This window comes from uncultured Thiodictyon sp., assembly GCF_903828115.1.
GTDB lineage: Bacteria > Pseudomonadota > Gammaproteobacteria > Chromatiales > Chromatiaceae > Thiodictyon.
Genome location: NZ_CAIKKU010000329.1, coordinates 1 through 25478, shown reverse-complemented (window position 1 = coordinate 25478; position 25478 = coordinate 1). Strand labels below are relative to the sequence as shown.

Genomic DNA, 25478 nt, shown 5'->3' with positions numbered 1-25478 from the left:
TCAGGAGATCCCCATGTCGCCCCCCGAAACCGCGAACGCCCCCAAGCCCATGCGCCTGCTGGATCAGGTCCGGGACAAGCTCCGTAAGCTGCACTACAGCCCGCGGACCGAGGAGGCCTATGTGGGCTGGATCAAGCGCTATATCTGGTTTCACGGCAAGCGGCATCCGCGCGAGATGGGGGAGGCGGAGGTGGAGGCCTTTCTGTCGAGTCTGGCGACCCAGCGCGGGGTTTCGGCCTCGACGCAGAATCAGGCGCTGTGCGGTTTGTTGTTCCTCTACAAGCAGGTACTGGGCGTGCAGTTGGGCTGGCTGGACGGGGTGACGCGGGCGAAGCGCCCGGAGCGGGTGCCGGTGGTGATGACCCGACAGGAGGTCGCGCTGGTGTTGCAGCAGATGCAGGGGCGGGACTGGTTGATGGCGAGCCTGATGTATGGGACCGGGCTGCGGCTCATGGAGTGTGTGCAGTTGCGCATCCAGGACATCGACTTCGGGTATCGGCAGATCACGGTTCATCAGGGCAAGGGGGGCAAGGACCGCTTTCTGCCGCTGCCGTCGGCCCTGATCCCGGGGTTGCAGGAGCAGATCCGGGCGTCGGAGCGGTTGCTGGCGGGCGACCTGGCGGCGGGGTTTGGGGAGGTCTCGATGCCGGAGTCGCTGGTGCGCAAGTATCCGCGGGCGCCGTTCGAGATCAAGTGGTGGTATGTCTTTGCTTCGTTTGATCGCTCGCGCGATCCGATCACCGGTCGGATCAAGCGCCATCATATCGACCCGACGGGGCTCCAGAAGGCGATGCGTACCGCGGTGCAGCGCGCGGGGATTATGAAGCGGGCGACGCCGCATACGCTGCGTCATTGCTTTGCGACCCATCTGCTGGAGGCGGGGTATGACATTCGCACGGTACAGGAGTTGATGGGGCACCGGGACGTGACGACGACTCAGATCTACACCCATGTCCTACAGCGCGGCGGGTCGGCGGTGCAGAGCCCGGTGGATGCGTTGCTCGGGGGCGGGGTGGGGGTGCGGGCGGCGGCTTAGGCTTGCAGTGGCGATGCGACGTTGCGGCCACCTGCGACGCCGCGCGGTCTGAGTGGCCCGTTGCGGCTGAAGCCGCTCCCACGGCGTCGCTGCGCGACGTTCACGACAGGTATCGGGAATTGCGCATCACGGACCCGGGGGGAAATAGGGGACGGGGAAATAGGGGGACAGACAACGGTTTCCCGCAGATTAGGGGAAATAGTGTTGAAGGAGGCGTTGCGGCTGTGAGACTGGATTGGGAACGGTTGCTCGACATTCTCGATGCCATGCCATCGAACGCCACCATGGTCACGAAGCCGCGTTGGGGCTCGCATGACTCACCCCAACGGACGCGGGCTCGGCGCGATCGAGCCGATGACAACAGCCCAGAGGAGCTATCAAGTGTCCGATACATCGATGGTTGACGCGAAGGCGCGACTGCCGAGCCTGGTGCAGCGGGCCGAGGCCGGTGAGCCGGTGCATATCACTCGTCGTGGTAAGCGTGTGGCCGTGATCCTGTCAGAGCGGGATTTCAGTCGCCTCACCGCGGGAGAGCCAAAGCAAACCGGGTATCTGGAATTTCTTGCCGGCTGGCGCAAACGCCTGCAGGCGCAGGGGTGCGAGCCGCTGACCGATCAAGAGATCGCGAGCTTACGTTCCAAGGAGACCGGCCGGGATTTCGCTTGGGACCAATGAGATACCTCCTCGACACCAACGTCTGGTCCGAGATGGCGCGCGCGGAACCCATGGCATCCGTAAGCCGAGCCTTCCATCGCTATGACCCGCAATTTGCCATCGTAAGGTGCGCACGGCGCACCCTACGCCAAATGGTCCGAGCAATTGCGCCTGCAGGCACTCGTACCGCGTTCCATCGTCCGCTGCATTTCGACCCCAACGGGGTCGGAAATGCCAGCCCAGAGCAACGCCCTGGGACAGGACCGCATTGATCAGCCGAGCCCTGAAAGGGCGTGACATAACGGCGCTGCTCCTTATGTCACGCCCTTTCAGGGCTAGGCTGCATTACAAAGCATACCCAGGGCGTTGCCCTGGGCTGGTATGTCATGCCCCTTCGGGGCTCAGAACAACCGCAAGATTAAGCGGAACTGGGTACTAGCCCTCCAGCCGCAGGCAATGCACCACCCGCCCCTCCCCCACCCTGGTCTCCCCCGGATAGCCCGCGTAGGGCGGAACTCCGCAGGAGGTTCCGCCAACCGGCTGACCGGCCGGACGCCGGATCGCCATTCGGACGTCATTCGCCCCCCCGACCTGCCGCAGCGCGAGGACCTGATGACTGCGACGGGGCGCTATCTGTACTGATCGGGATGGTCGGCAGGGCCCGCGCCGGGTCGCCAATACCGGCCAAGCGCGCCCAGGAGCAGCAGGGCCAGGGTCGACGGGGCGGGGACCGCGGCCTCGGTGACGGCCAGAATCCCCAGGCGCAGGGACGCCTGGTCGAAGTCGAAACCCGGGGCGCCGGAGATCAGGACCTCGTCGAAGTCACCGAAAAGCCCGCCGCCCAGGTCGAGAAAGTCGAACCGGTCGCCGACCTTGGGCAGGAATCCGTCGATGAAGGCCAGGAGCAGGGTGCCGCCTAAGTGGACGTCGCCGGTGACGCTGAGCAGGTCGAAACCAACCCCCGGGTTGGCACCGCCGATCTCGATCTCAAGCAGGCCCCCGGCGTCCAGGAACAGGTCGCCCTCGATGGTCAAGTGCCCGGGACTGAGGCCCGGCCGCAGTGCGCCCCCGGCCATGACCTGGAAGCGTGGGCCGACCACCGAGCCGCCGCTGCCGAAGAACTGGCCGCCGGCCCCGATGAAGACGCCCTGGGTGGTGGTCAGGCGCCCGGTGGCGCTGACCTCCAGCACCCCGGCCAAGGGTGTGACAATCGCGTCCGGGTCGAGCAGGCCGATGACGTTGCCGACATAGACCCCCTTGGCGGTGACGGCGGCACCCTCCCCGGAGACGCGCAGCTTGCCGCGCCCCTGAATGCCGACGGCGATGTTGTTGGCGATGTCCATGCGGGAGCCGGCCCCGGTGACCTCCACCAGCGGCTGGCCGTCGGCCAGCGCGGCGCCGATGCTCAGCCCCGGGGCACTCAGATGACCGCCCTCGAGCACCCGCACCTGACCGCGGGCGCCGACCTCCACCGCCTGCGCGACCATGGCGCCGAGGGCGTCCGCGTCTGCCGATGTCCCCTGAAAGGAAAAGTCGGCGCTGCCCCTGATATCCACCGTCGCCTGGGTCCCGCTCCCGCCATAGGCACCCACACGCAGCAGACCCAGGTTCAGGGCGGCCCCCGAATCCACCTGAAGGTGGCCGGTCGCCGTGGCGGTGGCGTTGCCCCCGAAGATGATGGCGCTGTTCTCACCGCCCTCGATGCGCCCGCCGCTGCGCACCCGGACGGTCCCCTGGCCGCCCAGCCCGGGGAGGGTATCGATGCCGCCGACGCCCAGGATCCCGGCATCGCTGGAGAGGCGGACCAGGCCCCCCGCGGCGACCTCCAGCAGTCCCTGACCGCGATGCCCGACCATGAAGGCGCCATCGCCGCCCATCTCGAACCGGGCACCGGTCCCGCCGATGCTCAGGGTACCCTGGCCGTCGTCGTCCCAGCCGATCCCGCCGCCCTGGGCCTTGAGGGTGCCGCCGGCCGCGATCTGGACGGTGCCGGTCCCGGCCACGCCGATGCCCACCAGGCCGGCGTCCAGGGTCGCGCCGGTACCGACCGCCACGGACCCGGTGCCGCCGTCCTCCTGTCCGACGATCAGCCGGAAGGTATCGAGTACGGCCCCGTTGCTCAATTGCGCCTGACCGATGCCGGCCCGGCCCACCACCAGGCGGTTGCTCAGGGTGGTCACGTCGTCGAGCTGCTCCGGGTTCGCGCCGCCGGCCAGGAGCCCGCCGATGTCCGCCCTGGTCCCGGCCCCGTCCAGGGTGAGGGTGCCGGTCCCGAAGCGGGTTTGGACCCCGGCGCTGCCGGACGTGGTCTCCGAGAAGGCGCCAAGGACCAGGTCCGGGGCGACGAAGGTCGCGCCCTCGGTGACGGTGACGAACCCCTGCCCGAGGGCCCCGGCGACGATCTCCCCCCGGCCGTTGAAGCCTGACCCGGCACCGCTGACCGCGATCTCCCCGCGGGCCGCCGCCAGGGCCTCCCCGTCCGTGCTGGCCCCGGCCCGACCGGCGTCGGCGCCCAGGACCAGGCCGACGCGCTCGGCGACCGCAAAGGTCCCGCCCATGTCCACCTTGACCAGGCCGTTGCTGCCGGCCCGCCCGCCGATGATGTTGAAGGGCGACTCGGTCAACAGTTCCAGGCTGGCGCCGCGGCGCACGGCGATCTCGCCGCGGGCGGTCTCGCCGACGCGCAGGACGTCCGTTTTCAGGGGGGTGTCGAACAGGCTCAGCTTGCCGTTTTGCGCCCCCGAGGCGGGTGGCAGTTCCGTCTGGCGCTGCACCAGCAGGTCCCCGGTCTCGATGGCGTCGCCGCGGGCCACGATCACCTGGGCATCCAGGACCTCGAAACCGGCGACCTTGGGCACGGCGATGCCGCCGCTCTCCACGGTCAGTGCTTGATCTATGACCGCGCGAGGGATCAATCCGTCACCGAACACCAGGGTCATCTGCGGCCGGATGAGCGTGGTGCGGTCCCATTCAACCTGGCTTCCGCTCAACAAGGGCGCACTGTTGGGCGAGGCCGTGGGACCCAGCAACTGAGGTGTGGTATGGAAATAATGGAACTGGTCGTCCGGCCGCTCCACCGGCCCCGTGCGTTGCTCCTCAATGCGATTGAGCCGCAGTGGCCCGTCGAGGTCCAGGTTCCGACAGCCCTCTTCGATGATGGGCTCGCACGGGCCGTAGGGTGGTTCGTTGGGGCAGTTGCCGGGGGTCTGGTGGTAGAAGTATTCCTGTCCGAACCCACACGTGACCGCCTGCACCGGCCCGGTCAGGGCCAAGGCCAGCGCGGCGATGCTGACGCTGGTCCTCGGGCACCGGGCCAGAGCGCCTCGGATCGCGCGACCTTCCCGAGTACCATCGCAGCGGTGGTCGATTGGCTGAATCATCCGGTGTTCCCCCGAGGTTGTCTTGTGGCCCATGTCTTGTTGGCGAACGAATACGGCGATGGTCTGGGCCATATCAACCATCTGCGCGCCCTGATCGGGCCCCTGCGCCGGGCGGGCCATGCAGTGACCCTGGCGCTGGGCGCCCCGCGGCGCCTGCCCCCGCTCGCGGCGGGCCTCGGGGTGCGGGTCGTGACGGCCCCGACCGCCTCGGTAGAAACCATCGCCCGGCTGCGCGGTCCCCCTGGTGCGCAACTGCGCGGACTTGCCGACATCCTGGCCTGGCACGGCCTGGGGGATGCCGCGGTGACGGCGGATCTCCTGACCCGCTGGAGCCTCCTCCTGGACGAACTGGCGCCGGACCTGGCGGTGTGCGAGTTCGCGCCACTCCTGCGCATCGCCTGCCGGCAGCGCGTGCCGACCCTGCGCCTGGGCACCGGCTGGTCGGTCCCGCCCATCGTCGGGGGCGCACTGCCGGTGCTGTTCCCGCAGCGCCCGGAGCGCTACCCGGAGGCCCGTCTGTACGCCCATGCCGCGACCTGGCTGAGGGGGGCGGGGCGCGCCCCGCCCCCCAGCCTCGCCGGGCTGGTGACCGGCGAGGCCGACATCGTGGTCGCCCTGCCGGACCTGGACCCCTTCCATGTCTATCGGGCGTATCCGGCGCATGGGCCTCTGACGCGGCCCCCTGCTCCACAAGCCCCGCCGCGCACGCCGCGCTGGTACGCCTACCTGCGCACCGCCGCCCCGCGCCTGCCGGAACTCCTGGGGGCACTGGTCGCCACCGGGATACCAGGCAGCGCCTACGTCCACGGACTGCCCCCGGACGCCGTCGCCGCCTGGCGGGCGCGCGGCCTGCCGCTGCGCACCACCCCGGCCCCGTTCCCGCGGACCCTGGCCGCCGCGAGCGTCCTCATCCACCACGGCGGACTCAATACGGCCAACGAGGCCCTGGCCCTGGGGCGACCGGTCATCGCCATGCCCGCCGGGCTGGAGAGCCAATTGACCGCCCGCCGGCTGGTCGGGCTCAAGATCGGAATCAGTCTGGCCGAGCCGGTAGAACCCGCGGACCTGGCCGCCGCGGTGCGCGACGCGCTGACCCTCGGTGCCCCGGCCTACGCCCTGGCACGGCAGATTCAGCGTCCGTTCGGCCTGCCGGCGACACTGGCCGCGATCGAGTGTCTGTTGGGATCGACGGCGTGACGCCGCCGCGTGCGTCGGGTTGTCCGACGCGGAACCGGCCCTAAACCAGAGTAAATTAGTCAGGATAGTAGCGCACCCTCCATCCGTACCGCAATGCCTGCCGTTCCTCAATCAGGTCCCGACTGGCCGACCCCCAATGGCTGGATGCCGGCTGGGCGGACGGCGTCAGGCTTGTCAGTTGCTCGGGGACCTTGCTGGGGGGGCTGGATCGCGGAAGGGAACACGGGCAACACCTCTTGCTGGAACTGTTGCCCCGTGCGCCCTGGCGTCTATCCGCCTCGGCAGGCCCACACACGGGACCTGAACAGAAAGTTGTGACAGTTGGAAGGGCTCAACTATACTCTGGCTAAAATACCCGAGAGAAAAAGTCAGACAAACCCTAAATGAAAACCTAACCAAATGATATAGTTGATGTAAATTTGATGGCCCAGACGGATGAAGACACCCTGATCCAGCCGGGAAACTGGGTCGGCGGTCATTGCGCACTCCCCAGTCGTACCCTGCTGCTGCACACCTACGAAGTTGAGCGGCTGCTGGCGGCGGGCGGCATGGGGGCGGTTTATCTGGTCCGTCATCTCGAATTGGGGACCCGGCACGCGATCAAGATCATCAAGCCGGAATTGACCGGCACACAGGCGGCCGCCGACGTGCTGGAACTTTTCCGGCGTGAAGCGGCGACGCTGAGCGGTATCCGCCACGACGCGGTGGTCGGGTATGAGGGCTTTTTCCGGGACGAGAACAGGACCTGCTACCTGGTCATGGAGTTCGTCGACGGCCCATCCCTGGCGCAGGTACTGACTGAACGCTCACTCTCGGTCGACGAAGTGTATCGGCTGCGCGACCGGCTTGCCGGCGGCCTGGCGGTCGCGCACGCCCGCGGGGTCACCCATCGCGACCTGGCGCCGGATAACGTGATCCTGCCACAGGGCCAGGTCGAGCAGGCCAAACTGATCGATTTCGGCATCGCCAAACTGGCCGACACGATGGCGACCACCATTATCGGCACCGCGTTCGCCGGTAAGTTGCGTTACGCCGCGCCCGAACAGCTTGGCCTGTTCGGCGGCAAGGTCAGCCCGGTCTCGGATATCTACAGTCTGGGGCTGGTGCTGGCGGCGGCGGCGGGCACCCCGCTGTCGATGGGAGATTCCTTGGGCACCGCGGTCCTGGCCCGCCGGGAGGTACCTGACTTGGCGCAGGTCCCGGCCGCGTTGCAGCCCCAACTGCGGGCCATGCTGCAGCCTGACCCGGCCAAGCGTCCGGCGGATGCCGCTGAGTTGCTGCGCCGCTGGCCGCATCAGCGGCAGGTCCAGCCAAACCTGCCGACGCCCGGTCGCAAGACCGCCAGGGTCCGGCGCAGGCCCTATCCAACGGTGCTGTTGTTGGCGGCAGTTGGACTCGCCGCGACCGCCGGTTGGCTGGTCTACCAGGCAGTGGATCGGCCAGTGGGGCGAACCACCGAGCCAGGATCGCCAAGTGAGGCCCTGACGGGCGAGCAGCAGACCGGTCAGGCAGCGCAACCGTCACTCCCGCCGCCGATGGTGCCGCCTCAACAGCGGCCGAACGCAGCGGTTGCACCTGCTGCCGGGCCCGCGCCGCCGCCTGCTGACGCCAAGCCGCGCAGCGACGACCGGCCGGCGCCGCCACCGCTGGGCTCACCGCAGTTCGCTCAGCCGCCGGTGATTGAGCCGCAACCAGCCGTGCCGACGCCAGGTCCCGAGCACGAGAGCGTCCGCAGCGAGCAACCGGCAGCCCCCGTTTCCGCTCAACCCGCACCGGCCGCGCAGCCGACGACGCAGGACCCGCCGCCCGCCCAGGTTCCAGTAAGGCCCGCCGCTGTGGCGCCGCTCGGGCCCGTGGCCAAACAGCCGGCGCCGACCGCCCCGCCTGTCATCAAACCCGCCCCGGTGCAGCGCTCGACGGTCGGCAAACCGCCGCTTGCGGCCAAACCCAGGTCGGTGGTGAAGCAGGCACCAAAGGCCGTCGCGGCGACCCCAAGAACTGCCGGTCAGCCCCGCCGCGGCGGCGGATCGAGACCTGCCCGGTGCGGCGATGTGCTGTCCAAGTTGCAGCTTGGGGAGCCCGTGTCGGCCGCGGACCGGGCACTGCTTAAGGAGTGCCGATGATCTAAACCAATGTGAGGTTGCAGCAGCGCCTGTTCTCATCCACCACCAGTCGGAGCATACGCCCATGTTCGTGCCAAGAACGACTCAAGCCCGGCGGTTACACCCGCTGATCCTGTTAGGGCTGATCGCCTCCATCGCGGGGTGTGCGGCACCTCCCGGCGGCTCGCCGGCGGCCGCCCCGGCGACCCCGGTGTCGGCAATTCCTTATGACGACGCCGTGCTCAAGGCCGCCAACGGCCTGTTCTCTACGGCCCCGCCGGCAGCGGCCAAACAAGTGTTGGTGATCGACCCCCTGATCGATGGCAGCACGGGGGTCCAGTCGGCTGCCACGCAATCGATGGAAGAACGCATCGTCACACTGGTCAAGGCCAAGTATCCGCAATTTGATGTGCAGCCCTTTACGGCCGCCAATCTTGCGAAGTCGCCGTTGGTCTTCATCGGGACCTTCACCCCCGTCAACCCGCAGGGACAGACCGCCGGGGTCCGCGAGAACTTCCGCATCTGCCTGGCGCTGCTCGATATCAAGTCCGGAAAGATCCTTGCCAAGGCAAAGGAGTTCGCGCAACCGGGCGGGGTGGATATCAGCCCCACCCGCTTTTTCAATGACAGCCCGACCTGGACCCCGGACCCGGCCACCCTGGGGTATATCAAGACCTGTCAAGGCACCAAGCCCGGCGACCCCATCAATCCGCTCTACTGGGACCGTATCATGGCCGCAAGCCTGATCAACGAAGCGATCACGGCCTATGACGCGGGCCGCTATCAGCAATCGCTGGAGTTATACAAGAACGCCCGCAAGAGCGCGGGGGGCGACCAGTTGCGGGTCTTCAACGGTCTTTATCTCACCAACTGGAAGCTGGGCCGGCGCGACGCGGCGGCCCAAGCCTTTGGGCAGATCGTCGACTTCGGTCTCGCCAATAAGCGTCTGGGGGTCAAATTCCTGTTCAGGCCCGGTTCGACCGACCTCATGGGCGATCGGCAGGTCGCGGGTCAGTACCCGCTCTGGCTGGGCCAGATCGCACGGCAGACCGCCCAACACCAGGGTTGCCTGGAGGTGGTGGGACACACGAGCCGCACCGGACCCGAACCGATCAACGAACGGCTGTCGCTGCTGCGGGCGCAACAGATCAAGCAACGCCTGGAGGGCGATGCGCCGACCCTGAGCAACCGCACGATCGCCAGCGGCATGGGTTCGCGCGAGACGCTGGTCGGAATCGGCACCGATGATGCGCGTGACGCACTGGATCGCCGGGTCGAGTTCAAGGTGATCGACTGTAAGGCGGCCAAGTAGCGGCTGCATCGGCCGCGGCGGGGTTGGGAACAACCCCGCTGCCCACGGCAGACGCAGCGGCGGCGCGGGTCATGCGTGGTAGCCGCTGTCGGGCAAGCACCCGTGCGCCTGCTCCTCCAACCGCAGACAATGCACGGTCCGCCCATCCCCCAACCTGGTCTCCCCCGGATAGTCCCGAGCGCACGCCTCCATGGCCTCCGGGCAGCGCGGGTGGAAGTAGCAGCCGGCGGGCGGGTTGGACGGGGAGGGCATGTCACCCTCCAGCCGGATGATCTGGCGGCGGCTGGCCGGGTCGACCACCGGCACGGCGGACAGGAGCGCCTTGGTGTAGGGGTGTCGGGGGTCATCCAGGACGGCGGCGACCGGTCCCTGCTCGACCACCCTGCCCAGGTACATGACCGCGACCTCGTGGGCCAGGTAGGCGACCACCGAGATGTTGTGGGTGATGAAGAGATAGGCGAGGCCGAGACGGTCCTGGAGGTCTTTCAGCAGATTGAGGATCTGGGCCTGGACCGAGACATCGAGCGCGCTGGTGGGTTCGTCGCAGACGATGAGCTTGGGCTCGACCGCGAGCGCGCGGGCGATGCACAGGCGCTGGCGCTGGCCGCCGGAGAACTCGTGGGGGTAACGCTCCGCGGCCTCCGGGCTCATGCCGACCAGGTCCAGCAGGTCCGCCACGCGCTTGCCGCGCCCGGCGCGGGTGCGCTCGATCCGCAGGGCCTGCAGGCCCTCGCCGATGAGGTCGCCGACCAGCATCCGCGGGTTCATGGAGGCGAAGGGGTCCTGGAAGATGATCTGCAGGTCCTTGCGGTAGGGCCGCATCCGCCGGTGGCCCAGGCCGCGCAGTTCCCGCCCCCGGTAGCGCACGGACCCGCCGGTGGGGGCGATGAGCTGGAGGATGCCCTTGCCGGCCGTGGTCTTGCCGCAGCCGGACTCGCCCACCAGGGCCAGGGTGCGGCCGGCCTGGAGGTTGAGCGAGACGCCGTCCACCGCCCGTACCTGGCCGACCACGCGGCGGAAAAGGCCGCGCTGGATGGGGAAGTGGACGGCCAGGTCCTGGACCTTCAGGAGGTCGCCGGTGGTCGCCGCCGGTGCTGATGCCTGCGAGTGTGCTGGGACCGGCGCGGTCGCGGCAGGCGCGGGCGGGACGCCCGCGCTCCTGTGGCAGCGCACGCCGCGCCCCGCGGCGAGGGCCGTCCAACCCGGTGCCTCGGTAAGGCACTCGGGCAGCACCTCGGCGCAGCGCGGGGCGAAGCGACACCCGACGAAGGGCTGATCCAGCGGCGGCACCCGCCCGGGGATGACGGCGAGTCGGCCTTGGCGCTTGTCGGCCCCCGGCAGGCTCGCCATCAGCCGTCGGCTGTAGGGGTGGGCGGGGGCGGCGAAGAACTCGGCGACGGTGGCGGTCTCGACGATCTGGCCGGCGTACATCACGGCCAGCCGGTCGGCGGTCTCGGCCACTACCCCCAGGTCATGGGTGATGAGCAGCACGGCCATGTCGGTGGTGCGCTGCAGCTCTTTGAGCAAACGCAGGACCTGGGCCTGGATGGTGACGTCGAGCGCCGTGGTGGGTTCGTCGGCGATCAGTAGATCGGGGTCCCCGGCCAGGGCCATGGCGATCATGACCCGCTGCTTCATCCCGCCGGAGAGTTGGTGCGGGTACTCGCCCAGGCGCCGCGCCGGGTCCGGGATGCCGACGGCGTCCAGGAGTTCCAGCACCCGGTCCTCCACCAGCCGCCGCGGCCGGCCCTCGTGGACGCGCACCGCCTCGCCGATCTGCTCGCCGATGCGCAGCACCGGGTTCAGGGAGGTCTGGGGCTCCTGGAAGATCATGGCCATGCGCCCGCCGCGCCAGCCGCGCATCTGCGCCTCGGTCAGACGCAGCAGGTCGGTGCCGGCGAGGTCGACCCGGCCCGCGGCGATGCGCCCGCCGGGCGGCAGCAGGCGCATCAGCGACAGGGCGGTCATGGACTTGCCGCAACCGGACTCACCGAGCAGGGCGAAGGTCTCGCCCCGGTGCAGGCGCAGGGCCAGGCCCTCGACCACGCGCGCCGGGTGGGGGCCGGTGCCGATCTCGGTCGTGAGGTCGGCGACTTCGAGGAGGATGTCAGTCATGTCGTGCCGGTCTCGGGGCTTGGTTGGAGCGGGAAGATGATTGTCCGCAGTCGTGGTCGTGGTCGTGGTCGTTGTCGTTGTCGTAATCGTAGAAGCGATGCAATTTGGGGTGGGAGAGAATCCAGGGCACTACGATAACCTCGACAACGACAACGACAACGACAACGACAACGACAACGACAACGACAACGACAACGATTGTGTTTGCGTTTAACTTGTTCTTGACTCGTTACTTATCTGTTTTTCTCAGATAAGGCGTCGGGTCGCGGCACGGGCAGCCCAAGGACGGCGTGCGCGTTGAGGGTGGTCTTGGCGGCCAGCCAGTCCGGCGGCTCGCCGCGCACCTGTGCCAGCGCGGCGAGGACGTCAGGCAGGTATTCGGGGCTGTTGCGCTCACCGCGATGCGCGGCCACGGTCAGGTCCGGGGCGTCGGTTTCAAGGACAATGGCGTCCAGCGGCAGGGCGGCGGCCAGGGCGCGCAGCTTGGTGGAGCGCTCGAAGGTCAGCATACCGCCGAAGCCGAGCGCAAAGCCCAGGTCCAGATAGCGGCGTGCCTCTGCCATCCCGCCGCTGAAGGCGTGGGCGATGCCGCCGCGAACCGGGCAGCGCTTGAGCGCCGCCAACACCTGCTCGTGGGCCTTGCGTACGTGCAGCAGCACCGGCAGGTCGGCGGACCGGGCGATCGCGAGTTGGGCCTCGAACAGGGCCTGTTGGCGGTCCCGGTCCAGGTCCCGGACAAAGTAGTCGAGTCCGATCTCACCGATCGCCGGCGGGCGCTTGTCCGCGATGGCCCGCTCCAGGGCCGGGAGGTCGCCGTCGCGGTGCTGGTCCAGATAGACCGGGTGCAGGCCCAGGGCCGGGTGCAGGTCCGCGTCCGTCTCACACAGCGCCAGCAGCCCCGGCCAACCCGTGCGGTGGATGGCCGGGATCACCAACTGCACCACCCCGGCCGCACGGGTGCGCGCGAGTACCGCGGCCCGGTCGGGGTCGAACTCGGGGCGGTCCAGGTGACAGTGGGTGTCGATCACCACATCAGGTCGTCCGGGACCTGGAAGGCGGCGTAAGGGTCGTCCGCGGCGGGCTTGGCGGTCGACTGGTTGTGCACCAGCACCAGGCCCGCGTCGCGCTCGCGCAGGCGCAGCGCGATCGCCGTCGGCACCAGCTCATAGAAGGTGTCCTGCCGCACCAGGGCCAGGCGCCCGTCCACCAGGCGGGCGTGCTGGTCCCGGTTGACATAGAGCCGCTTGAGCGTGGTGCCGTCGGTGAAGTTGTAGGCCAGGTCGCCGCCCTCGCGGACCACGCGGTGGGCATGGATCAACTGGCGGATGTCGTTTTCCCGGGCACGCTGCTGCGCCTCTTCCTGCTGTCGCAGGTTGAGTTCCCGGTCCTTGCGCGCCTTTTCCGCCTGCGCCTCGGCGGCGGCCCGGCGCGCCGGGTCATCGGCCGCGGCGGCCCGGCCGCCGGGCTGCTTGACGGTCTTGCGCTTGTCCGTGCGGGTCTCCTTGAGCCGGTGCTCGCTGACCAGACCGGCCTTCAACAATTGCTCTTGAAGCGAGTTACCCACGATGCCACCACCTTTCATGATGGGCCGGCGCGGCCCCGAGGGCGTAGAGCATCCGATAGCGGGGGCGCCGACGCAAGCGCGGCACGCTCCCGCCGGGCCCGCGGACGGCGCGCCCGGCGGCAATGCGCAATTGGGCTGGATCGCGCGTCCTGGTAGAATCCCCGCTAATCAGCCGTCGGTCAGCGTCGGCAGCGGCCCCCTGGTGGCCCCGGGGAAACCGGTACCGGCTGCCCCCGGGGTTCAACCCTGATCGGTCCCCAAGGAACCGGGCCGAACCTTAGCGAGGCTTCGCCTCAGACCGACGAGTCGCACGCCACCCGCGGCCTCGGATCGCGGCTGCAAGCCGTTCCCACAAAAGGACTTTAATCGTCCGGGGTGGCTGATGTCCCTGCCATGGCCGTTAGCCGGACCAGGGTTGCTGATACGCGATGTCGACCGGCTAACGGTCATGGCACGCGCGCCACCCCGGAACATGAAAGTCCTCTCGACCGCTAGCTCGATGGCCAGCGTGCGGGGCGGCGTAGTCAGGGCTTCCAGCCCTGACTGTTCCAGCCCCGACACCGTCAGGCCAGGATGGCCTGACTACGCACTTTCACGGTAATGCCTCGACCTCCGGTGGCCGGACCGACGATCGAGGCCCCGCAGTCACGCCCAGCCCGCCCCCCGGAGGCCACATGAATCCAGACCTGCTGCGCGTCCTGCTCCTGCTGGGCGCCGCGATCCTGATGTTCGCGCTCAACCGGCCGCGGGTGGACGCGGTGGCACTCATCATGATCGTGGCGCTGCCGTTCACCGGCGTGATCACCATGAACGAGGCGATCGCGGGGTTCAGTAACCCCAACATCGTGCTGATCGGCGCCATGTTTGTGGTCGGCGAGGCCCTGGCGCGGACCGGGGTGGCCCGGCGTGTGGGCGATCGGCTCATTGTCTGGGGCGGCACCCGCGCCTGGCTGCTGCTGACGCTGCTGATGGTGGCGGTCGGCATACTGGGCTCGGTCATGAGTTCCACCGGGGTGGTCGCCATCTTCATCCCGGTGGTGTTGCGGATCAGCAGTCGGACCGGCATCGCCCCGAGTCAGCTCATGATGCCGATGGCCTATGCCGCCCTGATCAGCGGCACCATGACCCTGGTCGCCACTTCGTCCAATCTGGTCATCAACTATGAACTGACGCGCGGCGGGGGCGCGGGCTTCAATTTCTTCTCCTTTACCCCCTTCGGGCTGCCTATCCTCCTGCTTGGTGTCCTGTATATGCTCGGCGCCCGGCGCTGGCTGACGGCGAGCGCCGACGCCGGGGTTCAGGTGACGCGCCGCCCCAGCCTGCGGCACTGGGTGGAGCGCTATCAACTCGCCGAGCGGGAATACCGGGTGCGGGTCAAGCCCTATTCACCGCTCCTGGATAAGGCACTCGGCGTGCAGGACCTGCGGAGCAAGATCGGTGCGCGGATCATCCTGATCGAGCGGGGCCGCGGGCGGGCAAGGCGGCTGCTGTCCCGCACCCCCGAAACCCGCCTCCAGGCGGGCGATGTACTGCTGCTCGATGTCGATACCGAGGTCACCGACGTGCCGGACCTCTGTGAACGCTATGCCGTCGAACTGCTGCCGCGGACCGGGTTCTATTTCGCGGACCAATCTCAAGAGGTCGGCCTGGTCGAGGTCATGCTCCCTGACGGGGCGGCCTTCATCGGCAAGACGGTCGCAGAGGCCGAGTTGCTGGCGCAATCGGAACTGTCATTGGTGGGGCTGCGCCGGGGCCGGCAGGCCATCGCCCCCCATGGTGTGCGCGAAACCCAGCTCAAGGTCGGCGATACGCTGTTGCTCGCCGGCCCCTGGAAGGTGATCCGGGGCCTGCGCGGCAATGGTCAGGACCTGGTGGTCCTGAATCTCCCCAAGGAGTTCGACGAGGTGCTGCCGGCGGCGCGCAAGGCCCCCTACGCGCTCTTCACGCTCGGGGTGGTGATCATCCTGATGGCAACCGGCCTGGTCCCGAATGTCCAGGCGGCCCTGATCGGCGGGCTGCTCATGGGGCTCTTTCGCTGTATCGACCTCGACCAGGCCTATCGGGCGATTCAATGGAAGGGCCTGATCATGATCGTGGGCATGTTGCCCTTCGCCCTGGCACTGGACCGCACCGGGGGCGTGGACCTGGCGGCCCAGGCCCTGGTCGGCCTGGCCGGGGACGCCGGTCCCTATGCCATCCTGGCCCTGCTCTTTGCGCTCACGGTGGTGCTCGGGCTCTTCATCGTCAATACCGCCAATGCTGTGCTGTTGATTCCCATCGGGTTGGCGATGGCGGACGCGCTGAACGCCTCGCCCTATCCCTTCGCCATGATCATCGCCCTGGCCGCCTCCTGCGCCTTCATGACCCCCATCTCACCGGTCAATACCCTGGTGGCCACCGCCGGCAATTACAGCTTTGCCGATTTCATCCGCATCGGGTTGCCTTTGACCCTGATCGTCATGGTCGTGAGCGTCCTGTTGGTGCCCTGGTTATTGCCGCTCTATTGAGTGGCGCCGCAACGGCGACTGGGAGCGCCGCACCCCAGTGCGGCGCGGCCTCTGGTCAACGCGCACCGCCGGGGCTATCTGCGAGACCGTGCCGCACTGGGGTGCCGCGCTCCCAGGCCGGGCCGGACTGGTGCACTGCGCCGCGCCCCCGACCTGGGGCTGCGCGGCCACGGGCAGTACCGCCGTCGCGGCTAACGGTCATGAGGGGTTGGCCGTCCGGAACATGGAAGGTCCTGGCGGGAGCGGCCTAGGGCCGGGATGCGGCGCCGCGGCGAACTCCGATGCCGCGTTTCCCACGCGGCCCGTCGCGGCTGAAGCCGCTCCCACAGCGTCGCTGCGCGACCTCACGGTAAAGCTGATGCCGCGGCCGAGGTGTCGGTCCCGATCCGAACCGGGCGCTCCGCTTGATGACCGATGAAGCCTATGAGCCCGCTGACTGCCGCTGCGATCCGTCGCTTTGTCGCCCCGAGGCTCCGGGAGCCGGCCCCCGGTCCTTCCCGCTCGACCTGGAGAAGGAATTCGCCTGGGTGACGATCCCAGCCGGGGACTTCACCCCCGGCAGAACGCCGTGCTGCGCGAGATCCTGGCGCGCAAGCTGGCCTGCCCGGACACCCTGGGGCTCTGTGACGCCATCCTGGACGGCGGTGTCGGGGTGCTCGACGGCGAATACACCCCGGTGGCGGCCGGGATCCCCTTTCTCGGCTTTCGGCTCGTGCCCGGGGCGCGGCGGCTCAAGCGGCGCAATGGGGTCCTGTTCGCGCGCCGCCTGGCGCGCGCGACGCGCGCCTGGGTCCGCGGGGAGGTCGTCGCCGGCGCGATCTGGGACTGTTATTTGGGTTGGGAGGCCCATGCCGCCCATGGCGAAACCACGGGACTGCGGGCAGCCTTGCTCCGCGGGGCGGCGCCGCCCGGTAGCGGCGCAACCCCGTGGGAGCGGCTTTACCATGAAAGTGCGTAGTCAGGCCATCCTGGCCTGACGGTGGCGGGGCTGGAACAGTCAGGGCTGGAAGCCCTGACTACACCGCCCCGCACGCTGGCCATCGAGCTAGCGGTCGAGAGGACTTTCATGTTCCGGGGTGGCGCGGGTGCCATGACCGTTAGCCGCGACTAGGGCAGGGCGGTTTGCGCGCTCGTCGCGGCTGAAGCCGCTCCCACAGCGTCGCTGCGCGACCCTTACGGCAACGCGGAGCGAACACCGGGCGGGGCCCAGTTCGCAATCGCTGATAAAATGCCCCCTTTCGGCTCAGCATCGGCGCGCAGATAAAGCGTCGGAGGTGTTCTCTTGGAACCATCAGTCCTCTCCAGACGCGCCGCCCTGGTGCGCGCGACATCGCGGGTCCGGGTGTCCGTGCCCGGCGTCCTGGCCCTTGCGGTCCTGCTCTGTGCCTGTCGGCCGCAGGAGGAGTCGCAGGCGGTCCCCGAGCCGATCCGCCCGGTGCGCGTGGTCACGGTGGAGGAACTCCCCGGGGGCGAGACCGTCACCCTCACCGGCAACATCCAGGCCCAGAACGAGGCCAATCTGGCCTTCCGGGTCAGCGGGCAACTGATCGAGCGCTCGGTGAATGTCGGCGATCGGGTGCGCGCCGGCCAAGTGGTCGCGCGGCTCGATGCGGCCGATGCGCGCAACGCGCTCGATGCCGCCCGCGCCAACCTGGCGAGCGCCATGGCGCGCCTGACGGAGGCGCGCAACACGGTGGCGCGCTACGAGCCGCTGATGCCCCGGGGCTTCGTCCCGCGGGTCCAGTTCGACCGGGCGGTGGAGGCGCGCACGGCGGCCCAGGCGCAGGTCGACGCGGTCAGGGCCCAGGTCGCGACGGCCGAGAACAACCTGTCCTACACCAGCCTGGTGGCGGACGGCCCGGGGACCGTCACCGCTCGCGGGGCCGAGCCCGGGGAGGTGGTCGCGGCCGGGCGCATGGTCGTGCAGCTCGCGCGCCAGGGCGGACGTGACGCGGTGTTCGACGTGCCGGCGCGGGTCAAGGACACGGCCGCCGCGGACGACCCGGTGGCGGTGGTCTTGAGTTCCGACCCCAGGGTCCAGGCGACCGGCCGGGTGCGCGAGGTCTCGCCCCAGGCGGACCCGGTGACCCGCACCTTCCGCGTCCGGGTGGGCCTGGCGAGCCCGCCGGACGCCATGCGGCTCGGCTCCACCGTGACCGGCTCGGTCCATCTGCGCGGCAGCAGCGGCATCGCCATCCCGGCCGCGGCACTCACCGCCTCCCAGGGCCAGCCGGCCGTGTGGGTCTTGAATCCCGCGGACAACCGGGTGGCGCTGCGCAACATCGACGTGGCGCGCTACGAGCTGGACCGGGTGCTGGTCGCCCAGGGACTGGATGTCGGCGAACTGGTCGTCACCGCCGGGGTCCAGACGCTGCGGCCCGGGCAGGAGGTGCGGCTGCTGGGGCAGGGGGGTCTGATAGCGCCGGCGGCCCAGGACAAGCCCTTGCCCGAGGTTCCCGTCGAGATCAAGGCCGAGGTCCAACCGGCGCCCGAGCCTGCGCCGGCGCCGCCGGCCGCGACCAGGCCGGCGGCACGGGCCGGGGCCAGACCATGAGCGGCTTCAATCTGTCCGGCTGGGCCATCAGCAACCGCTCCCTGATGGTCTTTGTGATGATCGTGGCGGTCGCCGCGGGGGTAGGGGCCTTCTTCAGCCTGGGTCGTGCGGAGGACCCGGCCTTCACCTTCAGGACCATGGTGGTGCGCGCCTCCTGGCCGGGGGCGACGCTGGAGGACACGCTCGACCAGGTCACCGAGCGCCTGGAGCGAACCCTGCAGGAGGTCCCGAACCTCGACCACCTGCGCAGCTTCACCAATGCCGGGACCACGACCATCTTCGTGGATCTCAAGGGCAGCACCTCGCCCTCTGAGGTCCCGGACACCTGGTATCAGGTGCGCAAGAAGGTGGCCGATATGCGCCACACCCTGCCGCCCGGGATCATCGGCCCCGGCTTCAACGACGAGTTCGGCGACACCTTCGGCATCATCTACGGCTTCACCGCGGACGGCTTCAGCCATCGGGAACTGCGCGACTATGTGGAGGACGTGCGCTCGCAACTGCTGCGGGTGCAGGACGTCGCCAAGGTCGATGTGCTCGGCGCCCAGGACGAGCGGATCTTCGTCGAATTCGACATGGCCAAGCTCGCCGGCATGGGCTTCGACCCCGCCGCGTTGACGGCCGCGCTCCAGGCCCAGAATGTGGTCCGCCCCACCGGGGTCATCCAGACCGGGGACGAGGCCATGTCGCTGCGGGTCTCCGGGGCCTTCCGCTCCGAGGCGGACCTGCTGGCCGTCAATTTCGCCATCGGGGACCGGATGCTGCGCCTGGGCGACATCGCCTCGGTGCGCCGCGGCTATGCCGACCCGCCCCAGCCCATGTTCCGGGTCGATGGCCAGCCCGCGCTGGGGCTCGCCGTCGTGATGCGCGAGGGCGGGGACATCCTGGCGCTCGGGACGAACATCGCCAAGGCGATGCGGGGCATTGTCGGCAACCTGCCGATCGGCATCGAGGTGACGCGGGTGGCCGACCAGCCGGTCACGGTCGACGAGGCGATCAACGACTTCACCACCTCGCTGTGGCAGGCGATCGGCATCATCCTGGCGGTGAGCTTCCTGAGCCTGGGGGTGCGCGCCGGGACCGTGGTGGCCCTGTCCATCCCGCTGACCCTGGCGCTCGTGTTCGCCATCATGGGCCTGGTGCATATCGATCTGCACCGGATCTCATTAGGCGCCCTGATCATCGCGCTGGCGCTGCTGGTGGACGACGCCCTGACCACGGTGGACGCCATGACCCGGCGCCTCGCACTGGGCGAGGACAAGTTCACCGCCGCGACCTTCGCCTATCGGACCCTTGCCTTCGCCATGCTGGCCGGTACCCTGGTCACCATCGCCGGCTTCGTCCCCATCGGCTTCGCCCAGAGCACGGCGGGCGAATACACCTTCTCCATCTTCGCGGTGGTCGCCATCGCGCTCCTGGTTTCCTGGGTGGTCGCGGTCGTCTTCGCACCCCTCATGGGCATGGCCCTGCTGGTCCCGCCCAAGGGCGGCGCCGAGCCGGCCGCGCCCGGTCCAGTCATGCGCGGCTATCGCGCCTTCCTGAATGGGGCCATGCGGGTGCGCTGGCTGACCATCCTCGTGACCATTGCGCTCTTCGCCGTTTCTATTTACGGGATGCGACTGGTGCCCCGGCAGTTCTTCCCGAGTTCGGACCGGCCCGATCTGCTGGTGAATCTGACCCTGCCGCAGAACGCCTCCATCCACGCCTCCCAGCGCGCGGCCGAGCGGCTGGACGCCATCCTGGGCAAGGATGCGGACGTCGACCACTGGAGCACCTATGTGGGCCAGGGGGCGGTGCGCTTCTATCTGCCGCTCGATGTGCAACTGGCGCAGCCCTTCTTTGCCCAGGTGGTCATCGTCGCCAAGGACGTGGCCGCGCGTGAGCGGCTGCAGACCAAGCTTGAGACGGTGCTGAAAGAGGAGTTCCCGGCCGCGGTCGGGCGGGTCGCGCCGCTGGAATTGGGACCGCCGGTGGGCTGGCCCGTCCAATACCGGGTGATCGGTCCGGACCCGGTGCAACTGCGCGAGATTGCGCTCAAACTGGCCGGGATCGTCGCCGCCGAGCCCGCCACCCGCGATGTCAACTTCGACTGGATGGAGCCGGCCCGGCAGCTCTATATCCGCATCGACCAGGACCAGGCGCGGCGGGTGGGCCTGAGTTCACAGGCCATCGCCGCGGTGCTCAATACCAACATCTCCGGCACCACCGTCACCCAGGTGCGCGACGACATCTTCCTGATCGATGTGGTGATGCGCGAGCAGGAGGGCCAGCGCCTCTCGTTCGCCAGCCTCCAGACGCTGCCGGTCGCGCTGCCCGATGGGCGCAGCATCCCGCTCAATCAGATCGCCACCTTTGAGTTCGGCCAGGACTTCCCGCTCATCTGGCGGCGCGACCGGGTCCCGACCCTCACCGTGCAGGCCGACGTGGGCCAGGGCGTGCTGCCCGATACGGTGGTCGAGGCACTGGCCCCCAAGATCGCGGAACTGACCGCCGGGCTGCCGGTGGGCTATACGATCGAATTGGGCGGCACGGTGGAGGAGAGTGCCCAGTCCCAGGCGTCGGTGATGGCGGTGGTCCCGCTGATGCTGCTTATCATGCTCACCGTCCTGATGTTCCAACTGCGCAGCTTCCCGCTCCTGATCATGGTCATCAGCGTGGTGCCCCTGGGCTTGATCGGCGTGGTCGGGGCACTGCTCCTGGCGAATAAGCCATTGGGCTTTGTCGCCATCCTGGGCGTCCTGGCCCTGGTCGGCATGATCGCCAAGAACTCGGTGATCCTGATCACCCAGATCGAGCAGGATCGGGCCGCCGGCATGCCCATCTGGGACGCCGTGGTCGAGGCCAGCAGTTCGCGTTTCCGGCCGATCATGCTGACGGCCATGTCCACCGTGCTCGGACTCATCCCCATTGCCCCGACGGTGTTCTGGGGGCCCATGGCCTTCGCCATCATGGGCGGGTTGCTGGTCGGTTCACTGCTCACGCTGATCTTTGTGCCGACGCTCTATGTGACCTGGGAGTCGCTGCGGGGGGCCGATCTGCGGGCGCGACCTGGTGCCGACCCGCACGCCCATCCCAGCCTCGCCACGGACGGTCCGCGCTAGCCCCCGCGGGGGGCCGCAGCCCCGGTGCGGCCCCCCCGCGTCCCCCGCGCTGAACCTTATCCGGTATTCGCGCAGCCCAGCAAGCCAAGGTCCAAGGCGATCAGCCTTGGTTCGCAAGGCGGGACTCAAGCCTGGTCGGTCCGGCGCTCGGATGGCGCACCGGCCTTCTCGCTCCCGCTCCCAGGATCGCCTGCGAAGCCGGGCGCCCGCGGCTGAGTTTGCTGATCCGCATCAAGGATTGCGCCCCATCTTTGTGTCACAATCCGGCACGGGCCAGGGTCACGGCCGCCTGGAGCGACATGCGCCGTGGTGCGCGTTCCGCGCGGCTGCGTCAGTCCCATCGCGGTTGTCGGCGCGTTAGTAGCGTCTCGTCACAACAGGCCGCGCGCTGCCCTGCTTAGATTGACTCTAAATTCACCAAGCCGAGACCTACGCCAGGTTCGGAGGCCACGAGACATGCCTAGATCAGTTTCCACCGGGCTCGCCGCCCTCCTGCTCGGCGTCGCCCTGCTCCCGGGGCCAGTCCACGCCTTCGCCCAGTTCGGCGGCACCGCATTGACGAATCTGACCCTCACCGGCGTTGGCGGCGGGCAGACGCTGCCGAGCGGGGTCAGCGTCTTGTACTCGACGGCCGTCGGCGATGTGCGCGCCTTCAGCTTTGGCCGCGGCGCTACCGTCAGTGCGGAATCGGTGCTCAACCCCGATCCCGCCGCGGAGCCCATCGAGATGCCCTTTGGCGAACCTCTGCGCCAGGGGCACTCGGTCGACGGCTGGGCCGGCGACGGCTATGCCGATGCGCGGATGCTGACCAACGGGTTGATCTTCCTGAGCAACGATACCAACAATTCGGTAACCTTCAGTTTCTACTACGCAATCGACGCCGTACTCACGGCGGCTGCCGATCCGCTCGGCATCCAGGCGCGGGTCGATGTGAGTTGGGTCATCGATGACCTGCTGGGGCTCGTCGATCCGGGCACGGGTGGCTCGCAATCCATCAGCCTCGGCGCCTACGCGGACCCGGACATCGGCACGCGGGAGTTGACAGCGTCCGGCGTCTTCAGCATCACCCTGGCAGCACACGGGGAGGATACCCTCAACAGCGGCCTGGACACCTGGGGTATCGCCGAGGCGCCCGAGCCCCCGGTCTGGGCGCTCATCGCGGCCGGCCTGGTGTCCGGATTGGCGCGGGTACCGGCGCGGGCGCGGCTGCGCCGTCGCGGCCTCTGATCCCCCTAAGACGATCGACCCGGGACCGGTCCCGCGGGCAGCCGGTCCGGCCCGCCGCGGGCCGCGTGCGGCGAGTGACCCTCGGCCGCGCGGCCCGCGCAAGCGGCGACGGTATCTGTCCGCCAACGAACGGAGACACACGCACATGCAACGCCTTGTATCACTCCTCGCGGCGCCGCTGTTTGGCGCCGGCCTCGCGGTGGCCGCCCTGCCGGTCAACGCCTGTTCCGATGTCATCCTGGACTCTGCCAAGACCTTGAACAACCAGGTCGTCTCGGCCCGGACCATGGATTTTCCGGGCATGGACTACTGGCAGAGCCAACTGTCCCGGGTCACCCGGGGCGTCACCTGGCGCTCCTTCGACTTCTCCGGAGTTCCGGGCCGTCAGTGGACCAACCAGTACGGTTTCATCGGCATGGATTTCCGGGTGCAGGAAGGAACCTTTATCAATCACCAGCGCATCTACAATGACGGGATGAACGAGGAGGGTCTCTCGGCCGCCTTGCTCTGGCTGGAGGTCGGGCAGTTCGTCGATCGCACGGGGGACAATCGGGCCGCTCAGGCGGACGATCTGCACTATCTGGACCTGGTGGCCTGGGTCCTGGGGCAATTCGCGAAGGTGGAGGATGTCGCGGTTGCGCTCGATGCGAACAAGGGTTCGATCTTTGGAACCGCCGGCACCAGCGGTTGGGAGCCCCTCTTCAAGCTGCCCATGCACCTGGTGGTGCACGATCGCTTCGGTCACTCGCTGATCGCCGAATGGTATCCCACGGCCGGCAGCGGCAAGCCCACCATGCATCTCCATATTGGGTCGCAGGTGGACTCTGTCGGCGTCCTCGCCAACGACCCCGTCTATCCCGACCAGCTCACGAATCTCGCCCGCTATTCGGGTATCCGCAACAAGGATTCCGCCGAGGGTGCCGGCGACGGGGCCCTGGCCGGTACCCCCGGGGGCTTCGACTCACCCAGCCGTTTCGTCCGCCTGGCGAAGATCCGCCAGTTCCTGGATGAGGTCGTCAATGGTGGCGAAGTCGACCCGTACAACCAGGTCGGGGCCGTCCCCCAGGCCCTGCACGCGATCAACAACGTGGACTTGGGCCACGGCGTCGACAACGATCCCCTGGTGCCGGGGGAGCCCGTGTTCGGCGTGTACCAGGAGACCGGCGTCACCCTGGTGCGCGACCACACCAACCGGGTGATCTATTTCAAGGGGCTCCATTATCAGACCCTGCAGCGGATCGAATTCGCCAAGGTCGACTTCACCGGGATCGCCGGCGGCGTGGTCGGCCCCTCGATCCCGGTCGATGTCCTGCCCTCCAAGTCCTCCCGCTATACCCAGGGGGTCGATGTCTCGGCCAAGCTCACGGCACCGCGGGTCATCTACCCGCAGCGTCCCCTTCCCTGGCCTGCCAACATCTCGGTCGCGGTCTCGGTCGCCGCCGCCGATCTGGGAAAGAGCGGCAACTATTACATCTATGCCGTGGACTTGGAGAAGCGCTATTGGAACTGGACCGGCGCCAAGTACGGTTGGAAGCAGGTCCCGCGCGGCTCGCTGCTCCCGGCCGCCAGCGGGGCCCTGGCAAACCGGACCTTCGATGGCGTCTTCGCCAACTTCGACTACCGTGACCGTAAGCGCACGGGCTGGCGGGTCTACGCCGGCTACGGCACCTCCCCCGCGGACATGCTGCTCGGAGGCAATGTCCAGGAAGTCTATGTGATCGAGGAGGAACTGGGGTACCTGGACCCCTCCGCGGTCGGAGTCTTCTGGTGAAGCGCCGGGGACGCGTCAGTCGTTGCTGTCTGGTGTCGCTCTGCCGCCCGGCCGGGCGCGTTCGATAGGATCGGTCCGCCGGGCGTGGGGCCGGCCCTCGGGCAGGGCCTTTGCCGGCGCGCCCGGGGCGTCCATCGCCCTGCCGCGGTGGGTTACCATCCGCTCACAGTGACGATGAGGGGGCGCCATGCAGAGCCTGATCTTGAGTTTGCGCAAGCGTTGGAGGTTGCAATGAAGCCGGCCCTGATCAACCGTGATCCTGAGATCATGAGCGGAGCCCTGTGTTTCACCGGTACGCGAGTTCCGGTGCAGAACCTCTTCGACTACCTTGAAGGTCAGTCTTCTCTGGCGGATTTTCTTGATGACTTTCCATCGGTCAGTCGCGAGACGGCCGTAGCGGTACTGGAGTGCGCACGCGCCAGGTTGTTCGCCGTTCTGGAGTCCAAGGCTTCAGCCTTGGAGGAGCGCCAAGGCTGAAGCCTTGGACTCCAGCCGGAGGGAACGTTATGAATGTTGTCACCGCTGCGGTTTTTGAGTTCTTATCGGGCTGATGTGCTCAGTCCGTTGGGGTGCGCCTCGCGAATGCTAAACGTGTCCTATTCATGGGAGGTCGATAAGAGGATGAAAGCCTTAAGACAAATCTATGACAGTATGCCGCCGACCATCGAGTGTCCGGAGGACCTGCGCTCACGGCGCGTCGAGGTCGTTTTTCTTGCGCTTGATGAGGGCGATGCGCAGGACGCTACAATCACCGCGGGCTGGTCGGATGGATTGTTTGAGCGCACGGCGGGCGCGTGGCAGGGTGAGCCCCTGCGGCGTTGGCCTCAGGGCGAATTGGCCTAGGGATGGGACAATCAAAAAGCGTTCCCCCGCCGAGAGGCTACGCAAGTATTGCGCCGTGCCCCGAAAAATCCGCGATCCCGTAGGTTGCCGCGGTCCGCACAGCGGACCCTACGGG

Annotated in this window: 18 protein-coding genes; 14 read left to right on the top strand and 4 right to left on the bottom strand. The window is 68.4% G+C overall.

Annotated features, from left to right (window positions below; all coding sequences use genetic code 11):
* Positions 1-13: 13 nt before the first annotated feature.
* Together QZY48_RS12085 and QZY48_RS12080 are read left to right on the top strand one after the other, a co-directional pair.
* Positions 14-1036: an integron integrase gene (locus QZY48_RS12085; RefSeq protein ID WP_295431106.1), complete on the top strand. Its 1023-nt coding sequence runs from the start codon at positions 14-16 to the stop codon at positions 1034-1036.
* A gap of 312 nt (positions 1037-1348) precedes the next feature.
* Positions 1349-1711: a type II toxin-antitoxin system Phd/YefM family antitoxin gene (locus QZY48_RS12080; protein WP_295431105.1), complete on the top strand. Its 363-nt coding sequence runs from the start codon at positions 1349-1351 to the stop codon at positions 1709-1711.
* A gap of 608 nt (positions 1712-2319) precedes the next feature.
* Here the strand turns inward: QZY48_RS12080 and QZY48_RS12075 are convergent.
* On the bottom strand, positions 2320-5070 hold the full coding sequence (locus QZY48_RS12075; protein WP_295431104.1) for a hypothetical protein: 2751 nt from the start codon (positions 5068-5070) through the stop codon (positions 2320-2322).
* Positions 5071-5106: 36 nt separating this feature from the next.
* Between QZY48_RS12075 and QZY48_RS12070 the strand changes: the two genes are divergently transcribed.
* From QZY48_RS12070 to QZY48_RS12060, 3 genes are all read left to right on the top strand, one after another.
* Complete coding sequence (locus tag QZY48_RS12070) at positions 5107-6267, top strand: hypothetical protein (RefSeq protein WP_295431103.1); 1161 nt, start codon at positions 5107-5109, stop codon at positions 6265-6267.
* Between the two features lie 422 nt (positions 6268-6689).
* On the top strand, positions 6690-8390 hold the full coding sequence (locus QZY48_RS12065) for a serine/threonine-protein kinase (protein WP_295431102.1): 1701 nt from the start codon (positions 6690-6692) through the stop codon (positions 8388-8390).
* Positions 8391-8454: 64 nt separating this feature from the next.
* Entirely contained in the window at positions 8455-9681 is a 1227-nt protein-coding gene (locus QZY48_RS12060; RefSeq protein ID WP_295431101.1) for an OmpA family protein, read from the top strand.
* Positions 9682-9750: 69 nt separating this feature from the next.
* On the opposite strand, the gene QZY48_RS12055 is transcribed toward QZY48_RS12060, so the two are convergent.
* A complete protein-coding gene (locus tag QZY48_RS12055) occupies positions 9751-11796 on the bottom strand; it encodes an ABC transporter ATP-binding protein (protein ID WP_295431100.1) in 2046 nt (681 codons plus the stop codon).
* Positions 11797-11900: 104 nt separating this feature from the next.
* Here QZY48_RS12055 and QZY48_RS12050 point away from each other — a divergent pair, with 104 nt between their 5' ends.
* Positions 11901-12050 (top strand): hypothetical protein, encoded by a 150-nt coding sequence (locus QZY48_RS12050; RefSeq protein ID WP_295431099.1) that lies wholly within the window; start codon positions 11901-11903, stop codon positions 12048-12050.
* Here QZY48_RS12050 and QZY48_RS12045 read toward each other — a convergent pair.
* Positions 12030-12824 (bottom strand): TatD family hydrolase, encoded by a 795-nt coding sequence (locus QZY48_RS12045; RefSeq protein ID WP_295431098.1) that lies wholly within the window; start codon positions 12822-12824, stop codon positions 12030-12032. The two genes, QZY48_RS12050 and QZY48_RS12045, sit on opposite strands and share 21 nt — an antisense overlap.
* Positions 12821-13360, bottom strand: coding sequence for a DUF2058 domain-containing protein (locus tag QZY48_RS12040; RefSeq protein WP_295431097.1), 540 nt, complete (start codon positions 13358-13360; stop codon positions 12821-12823). Before QZY48_RS12040 ends, QZY48_RS12045 begins: the two co-directional genes overlap by 4 nt.
* A gap of 674 nt (positions 13361-14034) precedes the next feature.
* On the opposite strand from QZY48_RS12040, the gene QZY48_RS12035 reads away from it, so the two are divergent.
* The 8 genes from QZY48_RS12035 (at position 14035) to QZY48_RS12000 (ending at position 25363) form a co-directional block, all read left to right on the top strand.
* Complete coding sequence (locus QZY48_RS12035) at positions 14035-15867, top strand: SLC13 family permease (RefSeq protein WP_295431096.1); 1833 nt, start codon at positions 14035-14037, stop codon at positions 15865-15867.
* 568 nt (positions 15868-16435) lie between these two features.
* A complete protein-coding gene (locus tag QZY48_RS12030; RefSeq protein WP_295431095.1) occupies positions 16436-16825 on the top strand; it encodes a hypothetical protein in 390 nt (129 codons plus the stop codon).
* A gap of 324 nt (positions 16826-17149) precedes the next feature.
* Positions 17150-18421 carry an efflux RND transporter periplasmic adaptor subunit gene (locus QZY48_RS12025; RefSeq protein WP_295431094.1) on the top strand — a complete coding sequence of 424 codons (1272 nt, stop codon included), beginning with the start codon at positions 17150-17152 and terminating at the stop codon, positions 18419-18421.
* Positions 18418-21522 (top strand): efflux RND transporter permease subunit, encoded by a 3105-nt coding sequence (locus QZY48_RS12020; protein ID WP_295431093.1) that lies wholly within the window; start codon positions 18418-18420, stop codon positions 21520-21522. Before QZY48_RS12025 ends, QZY48_RS12020 begins: the two co-directional genes overlap by 4 nt.
* Positions 21523-21978: 456 nt before the next feature.
* A complete protein-coding gene (locus tag QZY48_RS12015; protein WP_295431092.1) occupies positions 21979-22749 on the top strand; it encodes a hypothetical protein in 771 nt (256 codons plus the stop codon).
* Positions 22750-22894: 145 nt separating this feature from the next.
* On the top strand, positions 22895-24520 hold the full coding sequence (locus tag QZY48_RS12010; RefSeq protein ID WP_295431091.1) for a linear amide C-N hydrolase: 1626 nt from the start codon (positions 22895-22897) through the stop codon (positions 24518-24520).
* A gap of 231 nt (positions 24521-24751) precedes the next feature.
* Complete coding sequence (locus QZY48_RS12005; RefSeq protein WP_295431090.1) at positions 24752-24997, top strand: DUF433 domain-containing protein; 246 nt, start codon at positions 24752-24754, stop codon at positions 24995-24997.
* Between the two features lie 144 nt (positions 24998-25141).
* Entirely contained in the window at positions 25142-25363 is a 222-nt protein-coding gene (locus tag QZY48_RS12000; RefSeq protein WP_295431089.1) for a hypothetical protein, read from the top strand.
* The last annotated feature ends 115 nt before the right edge of the window (positions 25364-25478 follow it).

Bases quoted from the DNA above. Each gene is read 5' to 3' on its own strand.
- QZY48_RS12010 (WP_295431091.1), top strand. From the start codon at position 22,895: ATGCAACGCCTTGTATCACTCCTCGCGGCGCCGCTGTTTGGCGCCGGC.
- QZY48_RS12055 (WP_295431100.1), bottom strand. From the start codon at position 11,796: ATGACTGACATCCTCCTCGAAGTCGCCGACCTCACGACCGAGATCGGC.
- QZY48_RS12015 (WP_295431092.1), top strand. From the start codon at position 21,979: ATGCCTAGATCAGTTTCCACCGGGCTCGCCGCCCTCCTGCTCGGCGTC.
- QZY48_RS12005 (WP_295431090.1), top strand. From the start codon at position 24,752: ATGAAGCCGGCCCTGATCAACCGTGATCCTGAGATCATGAGCGGAGCC.
- QZY48_RS12075 (WP_295431104.1), bottom strand. From the start codon at position 5,070: ATGATTCAGCCAATCGACCACCGCTGCGATGGTACTCGGGAAGGTCGC.
- QZY48_RS12080 (WP_295431105.1), top strand. From the start codon at position 1,349: ATGACTCACCCCAACGGACGCGGGCTCGGCGCGATCGAGCCGATGACA.
- QZY48_RS12065 (WP_295431102.1), top strand. From the start codon at position 6,690: ATGGCCCAGACGGATGAAGACACCCTGATCCAGCCGGGAAACTGGGTC.
- QZY48_RS12060 (WP_295431101.1), top strand. From the start codon at position 8,455: ATGTTCGTGCCAAGAACGACTCAAGCCCGGCGGTTACACCCGCTGATC.
- QZY48_RS12085 (WP_295431106.1), top strand. From the start codon at position 14: ATGTCGCCCCCCGAAACCGCGAACGCCCCCAAGCCCATGCGCCTGCTG.
- QZY48_RS12000 (WP_295431089.1), top strand. From the start codon at position 25,142: ATGAAAGCCTTAAGACAAATCTATGACAGTATGCCGCCGACCATCGAG.
- QZY48_RS12035 (WP_295431096.1), top strand. From the start codon at position 14,035: ATGAATCCAGACCTGCTGCGCGTCCTGCTCCTGCTGGGCGCCGCGATC.
- QZY48_RS12020 (WP_295431093.1), top strand. From the start codon at position 18,418: ATGAGCGGCTTCAATCTGTCCGGCTGGGCCATCAGCAACCGCTCCCTG.